The organism is Catenovulum sediminis, assembly GCF_007289895.1.
Classification (GTDB): Bacteria; Pseudomonadota; Gammaproteobacteria; order Enterobacterales; family Alteromonadaceae; genus Catenovulum; species Catenovulum sediminis.
Genome location: NZ_CP041660.1, coordinates 3,470,278 through 3,487,087, shown reverse-complemented (window position 1 = coordinate 3,487,087; position 16,810 = coordinate 3,470,278). Strand labels below are relative to the sequence as shown.

Annotated in this window: 14 protein-coding genes; 11 read left to right on the top strand and 3 right to left on the bottom strand. The window is 39.8% G+C overall.

Going from position 1 to position 16,810, the window contains the following annotated elements; all coding sequences use genetic code 11:
* Positions 1-2 precede the first annotated feature (2 nt).
* Positions 3-881 (bottom strand): general secretion pathway protein GspB, encoded by an 879-nt coding sequence (locus tag FNT16_RS14750; protein ID WP_143872297.1) that lies wholly within the window; start codon positions 879-881, stop codon positions 3-5.
* Positions 881-2,494 (bottom strand): AAA family ATPase, encoded by a 1,614-nt coding sequence (locus FNT16_RS14745; protein ID WP_143872296.1) that lies wholly within the window; start codon positions 2,492-2,494, stop codon positions 881-883. The genes FNT16_RS14750 and FNT16_RS14745 overlap by 1 nt, the downstream gene beginning before the upstream one ends.
* 78 nt (positions 2,495-2,572) lie before the next feature.
* Between FNT16_RS14745 and FNT16_RS14740 the strand changes: the two genes are divergently transcribed.
* The 11 genes from FNT16_RS14740 to FNT16_RS14690 all read left to right on the top strand — a co-directional run bounded on the left by FNT16_RS14740 (position 2,573) and on the right by FNT16_RS14690 (position 14,767).
* Positions 2,573-3,799: a multifunctional CCA addition/repair protein gene (locus tag FNT16_RS14740; RefSeq protein ID WP_143872295.1), complete on the top strand. Its 1,227-nt coding sequence runs from the start codon at positions 2,573-2,575 to the stop codon at positions 3,797-3,799.
* A gap of 478 nt (positions 3,800-4,277) precedes the next feature.
* The gene (locus FNT16_RS14735) at positions 4,278-5,429 is read left to right on the top strand and encodes a PAS domain-containing sensor histidine kinase (RefSeq protein WP_185976608.1); all 1,152 of its coding nucleotides are present in this window, start codon (positions 4,278-4,280) and stop codon (positions 5,427-5,429) included.
* A 356-nt stretch (positions 5,430-5,785) separates the two neighbouring features.
* Positions 5,786-6,973, top strand: coding sequence for a hypothetical protein (locus tag FNT16_RS14730; RefSeq protein ID WP_143872293.1), 1,188 nt, complete (start codon positions 5,786-5,788; stop codon positions 6,971-6,973).
* A gap of 14 nt (positions 6,974-6,987) precedes the next feature.
* Entirely contained in the window at positions 6,988-8,304 is a 1,317-nt protein-coding gene (hisD, locus tag FNT16_RS14725) for a histidinol dehydrogenase (RefSeq protein ID WP_143872292.1), read from the top strand.
* Position 8,305: 1 nt separating this feature from the next.
* Positions 8,306-9,379, top strand: coding sequence for a histidinol-phosphate transaminase (gene hisC / locus FNT16_RS14720; RefSeq protein ID WP_143872291.1), 1,074 nt, complete (start codon positions 8,306-8,308; stop codon positions 9,377-9,379).
* A gap of 6 nt (positions 9,380-9,385) precedes the next feature.
* Positions 9,386-10,456: a bifunctional histidinol-phosphatase/imidazoleglycerol-phosphate dehydratase HisB gene (gene hisB, locus FNT16_RS14715; protein ID WP_143872290.1), complete on the top strand. Its 1,071-nt coding sequence runs from the start codon at positions 9,386-9,388 to the stop codon at positions 10,454-10,456.
* A complete protein-coding gene (hisH, locus tag FNT16_RS14710) occupies positions 10,456-11,049 on the top strand; it encodes an imidazole glycerol phosphate synthase subunit HisH (RefSeq protein WP_143872289.1) in 594 nt (197 codons plus the stop codon). Before hisB ends, hisH begins: the two co-directional genes overlap by 1 nt.
* On the top strand, positions 11,046-11,783 hold the full coding sequence (gene hisA / locus FNT16_RS14705) for a 1-(5-phosphoribosyl)-5-[(5-phosphoribosylamino)methylideneamino]imidazole-4-carboxamide isomerase (protein WP_143872288.1): 738 nt from the start codon (positions 11,046-11,048) through the stop codon (positions 11,781-11,783). The genes hisH and hisA overlap by 4 nt, the downstream gene beginning before the upstream one ends.
* Complete coding sequence (hisF, locus tag FNT16_RS14700; protein ID WP_143872287.1) at positions 11,765-12,541, top strand: imidazole glycerol phosphate synthase subunit HisF; 777 nt, start codon at positions 11,765-11,767, stop codon at positions 12,539-12,541. Before hisA ends, hisF begins: the two co-directional genes overlap by 19 nt.
* Positions 12,535-13,158, top strand: coding sequence for a bifunctional phosphoribosyl-AMP cyclohydrolase/phosphoribosyl-ATP diphosphatase HisIE (hisIE, locus tag FNT16_RS14695; protein WP_143872286.1), 624 nt, complete (start codon positions 12,535-12,537; stop codon positions 13,156-13,158). Before hisF ends, hisIE begins: the two co-directional genes overlap by 7 nt.
* Positions 13,159-13,387: 229 nt before the next feature.
* A complete protein-coding gene (locus FNT16_RS14690; protein WP_143872285.1) occupies positions 13,388-14,767 on the top strand; it encodes a glycoside hydrolase family 2 TIM barrel-domain containing protein in 1,380 nt (459 codons plus the stop codon).
* A gap of 102 nt (positions 14,768-14,869) precedes the next feature.
* Here the strand turns inward: FNT16_RS14690 and FNT16_RS14685 are convergent, their stop codons facing one another.
* Entirely contained in the window at positions 14,870-16,528 is a 1,659-nt protein-coding gene (locus FNT16_RS14685) for a sulfatase-like hydrolase/transferase (protein ID WP_143872284.1), read from the bottom strand.
* Positions 16,529-16,810 lie beyond the last annotated feature (282 nt).

Here is a 16,810-nt window from a genome sequence, read left to right as displayed (position 1 = left end):
ACTTACCAATTTGTTAAGGCCGGCAGCATGAACTGCTGGCCTGCAAATTGTAAAACAACATGCTGTTGTGCGATAGCATCGACCACAAGCCCGTCTAAAATTGCTTGTCCTTCCCTTATAATGCGGCCATTTACTTTAATCCAACGCTGCTTTGCCTCTGTTGAATAAATATGCGTTTGAAAATTCAAAGCCGGGATTTGGTTTTGATATGCGGGTGACAACTCAGTTAAAAACGGAACCTTAGCACGCTTTGCTGGCTGACGTTTAATTTCTTCATCAGACATTGCCATGGTCTCTGACACAGCTAATTTAAATTTAGCCAGTAATGCATCGTCAACCGCATCAACCCTCACTTCTTCAGACGTTTTGTTAGCAGCTGCTAGGTTAATGTTTTGACTGATACCATCACTACTACCATCAGTACTACCATCACCAGCTTCTTGATTCGCAACAGTCTTACTACTAACCTTTTTTGCACTTTCATTAGGCTCTACTTGTTTGGCCGGCACATCATCTACGCGCACTTTGTCTTTAGATGCTTGTTGTGTGCTAAAATCTAATTGCGCTAAAGTAAGCTGATTCGCAAGATCCGCATTTTGTGCTTCAACACCGGTATGTTTCTGTTTAATTTGGATGTTAGGCTGATTTAACTCTACCACAGGTGTTGGTGAATTTTCCCTGTCAACTTGACTTGAAGTTTTTTTCGCCAGCCAAAAACCCATATAAAAAACCAAGCCAATCAAAACCAGACTCATTAGCACAATTAACACAATAGCCGGAAACTTATAGTTAATATCAGCTTTGCTTTCTGGTGCATACAGCGAATCTTGAGACCCAATATTATTATCTTTTTTATTTAAAGCATCTAACAAAAATGACATTAAGCTCCCCTTTCCAACTTAGGCACATTTGATAATAAAAGTTGCTGCAAAAGAATTAAGCTGTCTTTATCTGCATATGGTGACAAAGGTAAATTATAACGATTTTGAAAGCGGCTCAGTTTATTTGCTAAAGTCGCATCAAATTGCTCTACATTTCTACGTGGCATTTGCAAAACGGCTGATAAACTTGTATCTAACCACTGGATCTCGCTTTTATCAGACTCAAAATCAACTTGAGAAAGTAAATTATGTGGTGGTTGCCAGATCAATAAAGCTTGCCCTCTCCAGCGTTGAGCAAACCATTTTTCGCTTACCTCAATGTTATGTTCTGCTAACTGGATAGTATAATTTCCCTCAGAAACCCCTAACAACAAAGCATAAAAAACTTTTCCGCTGGTTTCATACAATTCAATGACTGCAGGTATATTTAACGCAACCAGTGTGCCCGCATCACCTTTCCATTTTTCACATTTTAATGCATAGGTTGTTAAGTTTTCACAAAAATCTTGAGCGGGTGCCGAATATTCTACTTTCCATAATGTGGATAAATTGGCCAGCGCAACATGAATATCGTTTTTAACTGTGTCAATTGTGTCTGGCGTTTGTAAGCGATTGCCTGCGCCTGAATTGTGCAATCCAACAAGGGAAGGCTTACCCGTCAGTTGTACTTTAGAGATGGGTTCGTCTGTTAGCTCTGGCTGAGTAATATAAAAGAACGCTCCGGCTAACAGGATAGCTGTCAGAGTCGCTGCACCAACACTGTATTTAAATTTATCCGATTGCCAAAAAAAGCCCACTGGTTGCTCATAATCGAGTGCTTCTTGTGCGGCTTTTTTGACAATTGTAGCATCCACTTTCTGTTGCTCTTTAACATACGCGCCCATCAAAGCTCTGTCACATAACAGGTTGATAATTCTTGGAATACCACCACTAATTTTGAATATTAAATCAACTGCCTTTTTGGTAAAGATCGCTTTGTTACAACCTGCGATATTCATCCTATGATTAATATAAAAAGCCACTTGCTCTTTGTTTAATGGTAGTAAGTGATAGCGTGCAGTAATTCTTTGCGCAAGCTGTCTAAGCTCTTTTCGCTTCAATAGAGCCTGCAGCTCAGGTTGACCAATGAGAATCACCTGCAATAACTTTTGAGTATTAGTTTCTAGATTTGTTAAAAGTCGCAGTTGTTCTAACACTTCAGCACGTAAATGCTGTGCTTCATCTATTATTAACAAACAACGCTTTCCAGCTTCGTGCTGAGTTTGTAAATAACCTTTAATTGCATCAGTAAGTGCTTTAATACTGATATTCTCTTTATCGTATTTAATATTAAATTCATCACAAACAGAAGCCAACAACTCCCATTCTGATAAACTAGGGTTGAGTACAAAAGCAACCTGAGTTTGTTCAGGAATTTGTGCCAACAAACGGCGGGAAACCGTTGTTTTTCCGGTACCTACTTCACCTGTTAATAAAACAAAACCGCCGGTTTCATGTAAGCCAAACATTAAATGTGCAAGGGCTTCTTTGTGCCTTTCACTCATGTATAAATAGTCTGGATTTGGCGCAATTGAAAACGGGATTTCCTTGAGACCAAAAAATCCTTTGTACATAATACCTATTTCAGATGTAATGTGTGTTGGCGCTATAGTAAGTTGGATACCAACAAATTCCAAGGGGCGATTGATTATATGAAAGTGTTTCTGGTAGGTGGAGCAGTCCGCGATGCACTATTAAATATTCCGGTTAAAGATCGGGATTGGGTTGTCGTTGGCAGCAGTGAATCAAAAATGAAATCGCTCGGCTATCAACAAGTAGGCAAAGACTTTCCTGTTTTTCTACACCCGAAAACACAAGAAGAGTACGCGCTTGCCAGAACAGAACGCAAAGTATCGGCAGGTTATACAGGTTTTGTCTGCGATAGCTCCTCAGATGTTACGCTAGAAGACGACCTAAAGCGTCGAGACCTAACTATAAATGCCATTGCTCAAGATGCCGAGGGTCAACTTATCGACCCTTTTAATGGGTTGCAAGATATAAAAAGCAAAACCATTCGGCATGTGTCTGACGCATTTATCGAAGATCCGTTGCGCGTGCTAAGAGCGGCCAGATTTGCCGCTCGTTTTGCACATTTAGGTTTTACAATTGCACCAGAAACCATGACGCTAATGGAAACTATGGTTAAACAAGGTGAATTATCCAATTTACAGGCCGAGCGCATCTGGCTTGAAATAGAAAAATCATTAGCTTGCAAATCACCTTGGATATTTTTTCAAACACTTAGAGAGTGTGGCGCGTTAAAAGTTATCCTGCCTGAATTAGATGTACTTTGGGGTGTACCCAACCCAGCGAAATGGCACCCAGAAATTGATACTGGTATCCATACCATGATGGTATTAGAGCAAGCATCTATCCAAACGGACGATATCAGAATTAGATTTGCCGCCCTCGTCCACGATTTAGGTAAAGGCTTAACACCAAAAGATAAGTGGCCATCACATCATGGCCATGAAAAAAGCGGCGTTCAAGTTATAAAGAAACTCGTGCAACGTCTGGTCATCCCAAACAAATTTAAAGATTTAGCGATGCTGGTCAGTGAATTTCACTGCCATGTTCATAAAGCTTTTGAGTTAAAAGCCAGTACTATTTTAAAAGTGTTTGATAGCTGTGATTTATGGCGCAAGCCTGAAAGATTTACCGAAATTTTAAACGTCAGTGAAGCTGACTTTAGAGGTAGGACCGGTTTTGAAAAGCGCCCTTACCCACAGTCTCAGTATTTGCAGCAAATAGCGGACGCTGTTTTGAAAATAAAAGCAAAACCGTTTTTAGAGCAAGGTTACACAGGCCTTGCACTTAAAGAGCAAATGAATATCGCAAAGCTACAAACCATTGAAAAGATAAAACAAGCGCACCAATGAAATCAAGTGAAGCGCCCACTAAAAATCAATACATTGAGCAGGTTTAACAAACCACTGCCGATAGATGTTAGATAGATACTAGATAGGTGTTAATTACAATAATTACAGCTGTCGTGTTTAAAGCCGCTTAGAGGATTAAATGCGCTAAACAGGCAATTTGCACACGTTTCTTTAAACAAAATAAGTCAAATGACACTGCAAATTGTCAGATTGAATATCTAGCACTACACTTACTAATTAGTTTTAGTGATTAAAAGTTGGGCCTAAAGTGTCAGTTTCGATTTTGCTGTTATTGTTCACAATACTTCTACTGATAACCATTTTGGGTGCTGTCATATATTTTTATTCTAAAAGGCACAAACAATATAAAGACTATCATCACGCTTTACTCTGCTTATATGAAACCCTTTCGCAAAACCATGAACAAATTTGGCGCCTTGATTTACAAAACAGAGAATTAGTTTACTACGATGCTAATTTGTCACCAACGCCCGTCACCACGCTTGATTGGGAAAGTGAAGAACACTTAAAAACTTGGGTTTACGCTGACGACATTGAACAATTACAAAAAAAATTCAAGGACTTTCTAGCTGGCAAAGAGAATAGCTTTTGCGCCGAGTACAGACAAATGCTTGCGCCCAAGAAGTGGCGCTGGGTGCAATTGCGAGGTAATGCCTACACCTCAGCTAAGGGTGACAAATTTATGTATGGTTTGCTACTCAATATTGAACACTTAATCAACACACAACAGCAACTTGAACGTAGCTTAAGTGAATTAACTGAAGCCAAATCTGAACTGAGTTTTTCAGCCGACATTACTGCAAATGCGATTAGTGAAATGGCTTATTATCAAGACGAAATGCTCATACACAAACAAATGGCCGATATCGCAAACCGAGTTCCTGAATTTACCCATGAAATCAATACACCTATTGGCATTTGCGTTACGGCCATTAGCCATATGCAACAATCGCTGGAGCAGCTTACAGATAAAACTCAAACCAATAAGCTGACTAAAAACGCACTTACGCAGTATCAACAAGAGTCAAAAGAAACCTTTGAGTTAATCGAATCGAATATTCAACGTGCAACAAATCTGATCCAAAGCTTCAAACAAATTACAGTTGATCAAACCAGCGAGCAACTCAGACACTTTAAACTGTTAACCTTAATTCAAGATACTCTCAATACACTGCACCCCAAATTGAAAAAAACTCAACACCAAGTAAAACTGGATATTTCGGAAAATGTCGAGTTGTATTCCTATCCCGGACCATTAAGCCAAGTTTTCATAAATCTTGTTAATAATTCACTCTCTCATGGCTTTAAAAACATTGGATCTGGTGATATTACGCTAACACTTTTTGATTACGCCAGTGGAGATGATGAAGTATTGATACTGTACCGTGATAACGGCTTGGGCATTTCACAACAAAATCAAGAAAAAATGTTTGACCCTTATTTTACGACGAACCGCAGTGAGGGCAATACCGGCCTTGGAATGCCAATTATTAAGACCATTATTGAAGAAAAATTAGCAGGCGAGTTGTTGTGCAACTCACTTGAAGGTGCGGGAGTTGAATTTTATATTCGTTTACCTGTTAATATTGAAAAAAAGATTAGCGCTTGATTTTTGAAACGCTTTAGGATATTTTTCGTGTCATAAATCTTCATTTTTAAAATATTATCTGTCACAGATTAAAGAGCGTTATAAGTATGACTAACTTGCAGGCAAATCATCACCATCTATTTCATTATAAGTAGCCTTCGAGTATACCGGGGGCGCTTTATTTGCCTTTCGGAAATCAATATTTTTAATAAAATGAGCCCCCGGAAGGTAACATCCGGGGGCTTTTTTGTATTAAATCAGTGGTTTTTTTATCATGAACAACGGACAATTTGATAACTATGCCGTATAATTACGGCCTTTTTTGAGTCCTTTGATTCAGTTCGTATTAATTTTTAAAGAAGAAAGGATAACAACAGATGTCAATCTACGACGCTGTTATGGCAATTCCACGAAGTGGTCGCACATTCGAGAACTTTATCCAAAAGCTGAATACCCGAGCAGATGGCTTGGTTGATTCAAAAGCTTTGATTAGCGCCGTAAAAGCAGGCAAAAAGCATAAAAATCAGAACTATAATCTAGCTAAAGCCTATTTAGATGAGCTCCAAAATCAAGAAATTTCGAATCACCTCGGCTTGTTTATTGACAGAAAGCGAGAAGAACGCCCCTATCGAGTTGGATTTTTAGGTGCAGATGTCAAAATTGATAATCTAAATGTACGAATTGAAGGTGACGAGCCTCACAACTGTTCTTCATTGGTTGGCTTAGGCGAAGCTGATATCGCTGTTGCAGGTTTAGATGAATTGTTGGCTGTCACCCATAATTCATTAAACGCATCTGCAACTAAATGGGGTATGTACAACTACAACTTAAAAAAAGAGCACAAAGTACGTATCGCAGGCTCAGCAATGTTGACCCGTTATAATGATGTGGTTTCTCGTGAAGTTCAGGATATGGTTGGCTTTTTCCTAATCGCTAAACAAAAACCAAAAGACGATGTATCTGCAAACTATCCAAAAGATTACCTGCAGCATCTTGAACACCATAAAAACCGTGTTTTTGTAAAAGGCAGATATGCTGAAAAAGTTCACAAAACCTATCCTAAACTGAATATTGAACCCGTGCATGATGTAGAAGATGCGGTCAATGACAGTGAAACCGGAGACGTTGGTTTAGAAATTGTGCAAACAGGTTCAACCTTAAGACGCAAAAATTTAGTATTACTGGGTGCGCCATTATTTCTGTCAGAGAGTTTATATGTTGTAGATTATTACAAATATAACAAAAAGAGTGATGAAGGTTTAATTCAATTGTTAGATAAGCTGCAGCCTGTAGGTTATTTCGAGCAAGAACGTTTGATCCAATTCTCCTTTTGGTACCACGCTTTACAAGAAAATTTAGGTGATAACTGGATCAACAAACCCGATATCATGGATATTTTCTGTAGCCAGCAAGATGCGATTAGGGGTTTGCGTCCGTATAGTTTGAAAACCCGCTATTGGACACCTTCAGATAGTTATAAACGCGATGATGCGTTTCGATTTGTCGAAGATTCACTCAGTCAGCTAAAAGATGTATATAGCCAAGTCCTGAACGGACGTTTGTAAGTGGAGTTTAAATAATGAAGACAGTTGTTTGGAATAATTTAAGCGCAGAAGAAAAGTCGTCTATTTTAGCGCGTCCGGCACTTGGTGATAGTGAAAAGCTAAAAACACTGGTACAAGACATTATTCAGCAAGTTCGCGCTAAAGGCGATCAAGCCTTATACGAACTTACCGAAAAATTCGATAAATTAAAATTAGATACATTGCGAGTATCTCAAGCTGAAATTGCATCATCAGCCTCAGAACTCGGCGACGAAATTAAAAATGCGATTGAACTAGCGCATCAGCAAATTAAAACCTTTCACGAAGCTCAAATAGCGCCGGTTATCAAAGTAGAAACTACACCTGGGGTGGTATGTGAATTACACACTCAGCCGATAGACGCCGTTGGCTTATATATTCCTGGTGGCACAGCGCCGTTGCCGTCAACAGTATTAATGCTCGCGACACCCGCTCGTATAGCTGGCTGCAAAAGATTAGTTTTGGCCACACCACCGGGTAAAGACGGTAAAATTAAAGCAGAGATTCGCTACGCTGCAAAAATATGCGGTGTGGACGAAATCTATCTAGCAGGTGGTGCGCAGGCCATCGCAGCATTAGCTTACGGCACACAAAGCATTCAAAAAGTAAATAAAATCTTTGGTCCGGGCAATAGCTTTGTGACCGAAGCAAAACAACAAGTTAGTCAGGACCACAATGGCGCGGCAATCGATATGCCTGCAGGCCCGTCTGAGGTTTTAGTGATTGCTGATTATAAAGCAGATCCGGAATTTGTTGCTGCGGATTTGCTGTCTCAGGCTGAACACGGTAAAGATTCACAAGTAATCTTGGTCACCAGTTGTGAAAATCACGCAAAAGCGTGTGAAAAGGCTGTTTTGCAGCAGTTAGAAAAGTTACCACGCAAAGATATTGCCAGCGGCGCGTTATCACACAGCCGAATTATCGTCACAGATTCGATAGAACAATCGATAGCGGTTAGCAATGAATACGCACCCGAGCATTTAATTGTACAAACGCAAGATCCGCGAGCGCTATTACCAAAGCTGGAAAATGCTGGCTCAATTTTCCTCGGTGCCTATTCGCCCGAATCAGCTGGTGATTATGCAAGTGGGACAAACCACGTATTGCCCACATATGGGTATACTAAAACCTATAGCAGTTTGAGCTTAGCGGATTTTAGCAAACGATATACGGTTCAAGAACTAACAGCACAAGGTTTACAAGCGATTGGTCCGGCTATTATGGCACTGGCAAGTGCAGAAAGTTTAGAAGCACACAGAAATGCAGTAGCGGTCAGATTAGATAAACTAACAAATTTAAACAGTGAAAAATAACATGAGTCTAGCGGAAAAGTTAACCCGGAATAATATTCGCGATTTAGTTCCGTATGCATCGGCGCGGCGCAGCATGTCTGGCGGTAGAATTTGGCTAAATGCCAACGAATCACCTTACGCTAACGAATATCAGTTGGATTGCTCGGTGCTCAATAGATACCCTGATTTTCAACCAGCCAGCTTAATACAAGCTTATGCTGATTATGCTCAAGTTGAAAAAGAACAGGTTTTAGCCAGTCGAGGGGCGGACGAAGCTATCGAGCTATTGATCCGCACCTTTTGTGAAGATGACGACCAAATATTAATCTGCCCACCCACCTATGGTATGTACGCAATCAGCGCGCAAACCTGTAATATTAGGGTAAAAAAAGTCCCTTTAAATAGTGACTTTACGCTGGATTTACCTGCAATTGAAGCGGCCAAAGACAAGGTTAAAGTGGTTTTTATTTGCTCACCCAATAACCCGACAGGTAGCCTAGTTGCGCCTCAACAACTAAAAGCCGTATTAGATATTTTTAAAGGGCAAGCAATTGTTGCCGTCGATGAAGCATATATAGAATATGCCATTGAAACTTCGGTGGCTAGCTGGCTCAATGAGTATGACAATCTTGCTGTCATGCGGACAATGTCTAAAGCCTTTGGCCTTGCCGGTATTCGATGTGGATACACTTTAGCCAATGCCGATATTATTCAGGCTATGAGTAAGGTGATCCCGCCCTACCCAATCAGCTGGCCCGTTGCACAAATTGCAGTCCAGGCACTTTCAGCAAATGAGCCCGATTCCGGCTTAGTTAGAATGCAACAACAATTGCAGCAAACGATGGTACAAAAACAACGCATCGTTGAAGCACTGGAAAAATTGGAATATGTTTACGAACAAGTTCCAAGTGCATCAAACTTTATTATGTTTCGAACTGAAAAGAAAAAAGCATTGTTTCAAACATTAGTTGAAGCAGGCATCTTAATTCGAGATTATTCAAGCCAAATTATGTTGGACAACAGTTTAAGAATCTCTGTTGGTTCAGAAGCAGAAACAGATGCTTTACTGTCTGTTTTAAATGAGTTTAAAGGTTAACCAAACATGAGTAGACAACGTATACTTTTTATTGACAGAGATGGCACATTGGTTGCTGAGCCGCCTGTAGATTTTCAATTGGATTCTTTAGAAAAATTAGTTTTCGAGAAAAATGTAGTACCGGCATTGTTAACATTAAAAGCTGCCGGCTACCGTTTTGTTATGGTCACCAATCAGGATGGTTTAGGTACAGACAGTTTCCCAACTGTTGACTTTGAGCTGCCGCATCAAAAAATGATGGACTTGTTTACCTCTCAAGGAATCGAGTTTGATGATGTTTTAATTTGCCCTCATTTCCCAACGGATGATTGTAGCTGCCGCAAACCCAAATTAGGCTTAGTTAGCGACTATTTGCAGCAAGGCAAAGTCGATTTTCAAAACTCATATGTTATTGGCGATCGAGAAACAGATATGCAACTGGCTGCCAATATGGGTATTCAAGGTTTCCAATATGGTCAGCCGGGTATAGACTGGGATCATATTGTCGAAACGTTAACGGTAAAAGCCAGAACGGCGTCTGTTGAGCGCAACACCAGTGAAACTCAAATAAAAGTTGAAGTAAATCTGGATAAACAGCAAAAAGCAGATATCAGTACAGGCGTTGGATTTTTTGATCACATGTTAGACCAAATCTCCACGCATGGCGGTTTCTACATGAATATTCAAGTGAATGGTGATTTGCACATCGACGATCACCACTCTGTAGAAGACACAGCTCTGGCATTAGGTATGGCATTAAAAGAAGCGCTGGGTAATAAAAGAGGCATAGGTCGTTTTGGTTTTAGTTTGCCAATGGATGAATGTTTAGCGCAATGCGCAATTGATATTTCTGGCCGTCCATATTGTAAAGTTGAAGCGGATTTCACCCATGCAAAAGTAGGTGAATTAGCGACAGAAATGGTACCGCACTTTTTCCGCTCTTTATCTGATGCCATGTTAATTACCCTGCACCTTTCAACCAATGGTGATAATGATCATCATAAGGTAGAAAGTTTATTTAAAGTGTTTGGACGCGCATTGCGTCAAGCGATACGTATAGAAGGTACAGAGTTACCCAGTAGCAAAGGGGTTCTTTAATGGACGTTGTCATTATAGATACCAGTTGTGCGAATTTATCTTCACTTAAGTTTGGTATTGAAAGATTAGGATATAAAGTCTCTGTAACAGATAATGGCGAACAAATTCGCGCTGCAGATAAAGTGTTTTTGCCTGGTGTGGGTGCTGCGGGTGCTGCCATGGAAATAATTGAAAATAAACAAATTCCGCAATTAGTACGTGAGTTAACTCAGCCGGTACTCGGCATTTGTTTAGGCATGCAACTAATGACAGAGTTTTCTGCAGAGGGTAATGTCGCTTGTTTAAATCTAATTCCAGGTCAGGTTAATCCTATTAAAGCAGATGGTTTACGCTTACCACACATGGGTTGGAACACTTTAAGTGAAATAAAAGACTGCCCAATTTTTGAAGGCATCGGTAAACAAGATTATTTCTATTTTGTGCATAGTCTGTGCGTTGCCCCTTCAGAATTCACGATAGCAACTTGTGAGTATGGTCAAACATTTTCGGCAAGTTTAAATAAAGATAATTTTTACGGTGTGCAATTCCACCCTGAACGTTCAGGCAAACCGGGAGCACGCGTCATTCAAAATTTCTTGGAGATGAAATCATGATCATCCCTGCGATTGATTTAATAGATGGTAAAGTTGTTCGTTTATATCAAGGCGATTACAACCAAAAAACGGAATACAAATTGGATCCTGTCGATGTTTTAACCGGTTATGCCAAAGGTGGCGCAAAGTGGTTACACATTGTTGATTTAACAGGGGCTAAAGATACAGAAAAGCGTCAGCTAGATTTGATAAGAAAAATGGTTGATACCGGCTTAATGCGCTTTCAAGCAGGTGGTGGCATTCGTCGCAAAAAAGACGTAGAGCAATTATTAGAAGCCGGTGTAGAGCGTGTTGTGATTGGTTCTTTAGCGGTCAAACAACCGGCACTGGTTAAAGAGTGGGTTGATATATACGGGCCTAATCATATTGTACTGGCACTTGATATTAATATTGATGAAGCTGGCAATAAATGGATTGCGACCCATGGTTGGCAAGAAAACTCAGGCGTTAAACTAGAAGATTTACTTGCCGATTACGCATCCGTTGGTATAAAGCACGTTTTGTGTACCGATATCAGCAAAGATGGCACGTTATCGGGCTCAAATATCGACCTATATACTGAAGTAGTTCAACAATTTCCAAATATCCATTGGCAAGCATCAGGTGGTATTGGTCAGCTTTCCGATATAGCGGCTTTAAAACCGAGCAAAGTAAGTGGTGTCATTTTAGGACGCGCTTTACTTGAAGGGAAGTTTACCATTGAGGAGGCGATTAAATGCTGGCAAGGCGAATAATTCCCTGCTTAGATGTGCGTGATGGTAAAGTGGTAAAAGGTGTTAAATTCCGCAACCATGAAATCATCGGCGATATCGTTCCATTAGCAGAAAAATATGCCGAAATGGGTGCAGATGAGCTGGTTTTTTATGATATCACAGCATCCAGCGATAGCCGTGTGGTCGATAAAGCATGGGTTACACGCATTGCCGAGAAAATAGATATTCCATTTTGTGTCGCAGGTGGTATTAAAACCATCGAAGATGCACGGATTATTTTAGAGATGGGTGCAGATAAAATATCAATTAACTCACCTGCCCTAGCCAACCCAAAGTTAATTTCAGAGTTAAATAAAAGATTTGGTCAACAATGTGTTGTTGTTGGTATTGATTCGTTTTTTAACAAAGAAACTGGACAATACGAAGTTTACCAATTTACCGGTGATGAAAAACGCACGCAAAAAACAGCGTGGACAACGATGGACTGGATTAAAAAAGTTCAAGAAATGGGTGCAGGTGAAATTGTTTTAAACTGTATGAACCAAGACGGCGTACGTCAAGGCTATGACATTGAGCAATTAAAATTAGCGCGCGCTGTTTGTACTGTGCCCTTGATTGCATCAGGTGGTGCCGGTGCAATTGAACACTTTATTGATGTTTTTCAGCAAGCTGACGTCGACGGTGCATTGGCGGCAAGTGTATTCCACAAAGCGGTTATTGCGATGGATGAGCTAAAACAAACCTTAATAAATAACAATGTGGAGATAAGACCTTGTTAGTAACCCCTGAAAATATCAACGATTTAGCTTGGAATAAATCGCAGGATGGTTTATTACCAATCATTGTGCAACATGCTTTTTCAGGCAAGGTATTAATGCAAGGCTATGCTGATAAAAGTGCTTTGGAAAAAACCTTTAAAACTGAACTAGTGACCTTTTATAGTCGCAGTAAACAAAGACTGTGGACCAAAGGCGAAGAATCAGGAAACCACCTGAAGCTAAAAGAAATATCTGTAGATTGTGATAAAGACAGCTTAATTGCCCTCGCGTATCCAGTTGGGCCAACTTGCCACACCGGAACTGAAACCTGTTGGGCTGATAATGCACAACCAGATTTAAGCTTTTTATCTGATTTGCAAGATGTCATCGCCAGCCGAAAAGGTGCTGATGCGAATTCAAGCTACACAGCTAGCTTATACGCAAAAGGCGTTAAGCGAATTTCGCAAAAAGTTGGTGAAGAAGGTGTTGAAGTGGCATTAGCTGCAACCTCTGGCGATAAGGATGAACTTATTTGTGAATCGGCAGATTTGCTGTATCACTTAACTGTATTGTTGCAATCCATGGATCTTGAATTAAATGACGTCATTAATAAACTAAAAGAACGTCACGCAAAATAATCAGTAAACGATAACAAAGCCGGTATTGTTCCGGCTTTGTTTTTTAAACTTCATTTTTCACTTCATTTTTTTTCACTTCACTTTTTATTTTTTCTGACTCTCGCACGGCTAAACAACAAGATGATTCAAAGTGTGCTATGTTTATAATGGCAGAATGATAGCGCTTACATCTCATTCCTGTTTCGCTATAGAGAAATTGCATGGTTAAACCAAAATAAGAGGACCAGTTGTGAAACCTTTGATAAAAATTACCGCTACTACATTTTTTATTTTTACTTTGTTAGCTTGCAGTGAAAAAAACCAGCAATCCCACTTAAATTTAGACGAAATTGATTCAGATAAAAATGCTGCGCAATTTTGGCAACCTGCTAAGGTTAAAATCAAAAAGCAGAGTAATAAATACCAATTGTATGTAAATAACAAGCCATACGAAATTAAAGGTGCTGGCATAGGCTCAAGCAATGAAATGTATTTTAAAACCTTAGCTCAAGCAGGTGGCAATACATTTAGAACGTGGAATACAGATGATATTGAAAAGCAGCTAAAATATGCGGAAAAATATAGTTTAATGATGCTGGTTGGTCTGGATATCGAAAAAGAGTTACATGGTTTTGATTACAATAACGAAAAATCGGTAAAAGCCCAATTTGAAAAAGTTACAACAATCATAGATAAATATAAAAACCATCCGAATATCCTCGCTTGGGTCGCGGGCAACGAGCTAAACTTATTGATTGAAGAAGATGGCTCTATGGGCCATGTAAACCCTAAAGTCTATCAGGCAGTCAGTGATATTATCGATTACATTCATGCCGTTGATCAAAATCACCCGGTTACCTACACTTTTGCAGGCGTTGAACCTTCTCACATTCATACTGCACTTAAATACACACCTCAAGTAGATTTCATTTCGGTCCAGGTATACCAGGATTTGCAAAAGATGCCTGAACTTATCAACGCGATTAAAGTTGATAAGCCTTACATGATCACTGAGTATGGAGCGGTCGGTCATTGGGAAATGCCATCAACTGAATGGGGAAGAGAAATAGAGCAACCCAGTGGACCTAAAGCAAGCGGTTTAGCACAGCGTATAAAATTGGGTATAACACAAGAAAACAGTGGTCAACAAATAGGCTCGTTTGTGTTTTTATGGGGACAAAAACAAGAACGCACGCCTACCTGGTATGGTCTGTTTAATAAAGATGGGTCAGCTACCGCGCGCGTAGATGAAATGACCTTATATTGGGCAGGTGAATACCCAGACAATCGCGCACCACTTGTAAAATCCATCACCCTGAACGGTTTACCTGCTAGTGACAGCGTCTATTTATCTACTGAAGACACATATACGGCAAAAATTGAGGTTGAAGATCCAAATGGTGACGAGCTGCAGTATAAATGGGTTTTACAAAAAGAAGTGGACGTGCGCAGTCAAGGTGGTGCGTTTGAGCAAGAGCCTGAAACCTTAAAGTTGGATATAAGGGAAAATAGAGGTAATGAGATTCAATTTAAAACGCCGGCTGAAAAAGGTGATTACCGACTCTACGCATACGTGTATGATGGACGCGGTAAAGTTGGAAACGCCAACTTTCCGTTTTACGTAAAATAAAAATTTTTCTAATAGCTTGATCTATTAATTGGCAAACCCGCTTATTAGCAACAGATAATAAGCGGTGCTTCAAAAGGTGGCTCCAGCCGAAAAAATTTTAGCTTATTTAATGACCGGATCATGTTCCGTATGATAAATATCATACTTAGGTAAAACAGATTTCAATTTATCACGCTCAGCTCGGTGAGCTTCGGAGACTGCAGACCAGTCCATTATTTTGCTGAAACTATCTAAATCATCAGGCGTTTGGCTTACGTCCCACCAAACATCATCACCATCTTTCATGACTTTATGACCACGTATTAATGTTAAATCTTTTTTGTAAGCATAAATCCAATCTCTGTGTTTGTTTTTATTGGTCGTTAAGTATGGCCATAAAGAGACGCCATCAACAGGGTAATCGTCAGGGATACTGACCCCAGCGATATCCGCTAAAGTAGGCATTATGTCGGCAATTGACGCAATAATAGGCTGTTTACCTTGTTTTGTCATTTTTGCACCCGGAGCATAAATAACCAGTGGAACATGGGTACCCCGCTGCTTATGATGGACGTGTTTACCATACCCACTTGTTCCGTTGTCGGCGGTGAAAATTAAAATGGTATCATTTTCAATGCCCATTTCTTTGAGTTTATTTAAGTACTGCCAAATTTGATAGTCGAGGTATTCAATATGCGTATCAATGCCGCTTTCTGTTACGCTACCGTTTAGCTCGTAGTTTCCTTTAGAGCCTGTGATATTAGGTTCAGTCCTATGATACTGCTTACCATCCCATTTTATTTTAGGTGTGCCAGGCCATTTATCTTTAGATTCAGGGTTTAAATAGTCAAATGCATCGTGTCCTAAATGTGTTGTGTGGTAAACAAAAAATGGTGTATTGGCTTTATGTTGTCGTTCCATAAAGTCGAAAATAAAATCCAGCTCGATATCTGGCCCATAACTGTTTACACCAAAGTTTTTAATGCTTTCTTTGGTATTCGGCCAATACTCTAAACTGCTTTTTGCGTTAGGATGATTCATCAATTGTACGTTAGGCATCCAGTACCAAGGCTGCTGCACATACCCCCACTCTTTCAATGCATCACCTGAATCATTGTTATATAGAACACGTTTACCATTGATTTTTTTCGCCAACACACCAAAACTGGTATGCGGCGATAACTCAGGGTAATTGATACCGGGTGTAAATACCCCTTCATCGAATCCATACAGAGCATGATCAGTAGAATGCCCCATTTGCGTTTTCCCGACCCAAATACTTTTATAGCCGGCCTTTTTTGCTATGTGTCCAATTTGTAGAGGAGAAGTTTCGTATAAACGGACAGAGCGCATTTTATTGCCCTCTTTTATCTGCCCATAATCTTTATTGTGCCACCATTTATGCTCTGATGCATATTGACCCGTCATCATCATCGCGCGACTGGACGAACAGACGGTTGCAGCCCAAGCATTTTCAATGTACACCCCCTGCTCAGCAATTTGATTTAGAACAGGTGTTTTTGCCAGCTTGTCAGGATCATTGACTGTCTTCCCTCTAAAACCAGACCATTTCGATGATTTATATATTTCAAATTCACGCGCACTGATATCATCAGCAAAAATCAAAATCACATTTGGTTTGTTGATTCGTGATGCTGATTGTTGTCCTCTAACTGCCGCGTTTTCAACCTTAGTTTGGCTAGTACATGCAACCAAATAGCCGATTGCCGAACTCACCAGTAAAACCAATGAATACTTGTATAACCCGTTCAAAAAACGCATAAATAATTTTCACACTTAAATTCAATTATTCACATACTAACCAACATTAATTCATAGTCAATAGAAAAATATTTACAACCACGCATACCTTTAGCGATTAGTACTACCGCAAAGGAGCAATAATTACAGACCAAACAATTGTTCTACGAATCAATTCTCGAATTTTTCTTATCGTCAAATAAAAAAAGCCAGTGACATAATGCACTGGCTTTTATTATCTGTGAATTTTCTAATTTAAGTAGCTATGGTCTGTTGATCTTTTGGAAACCATTTTTGTACACC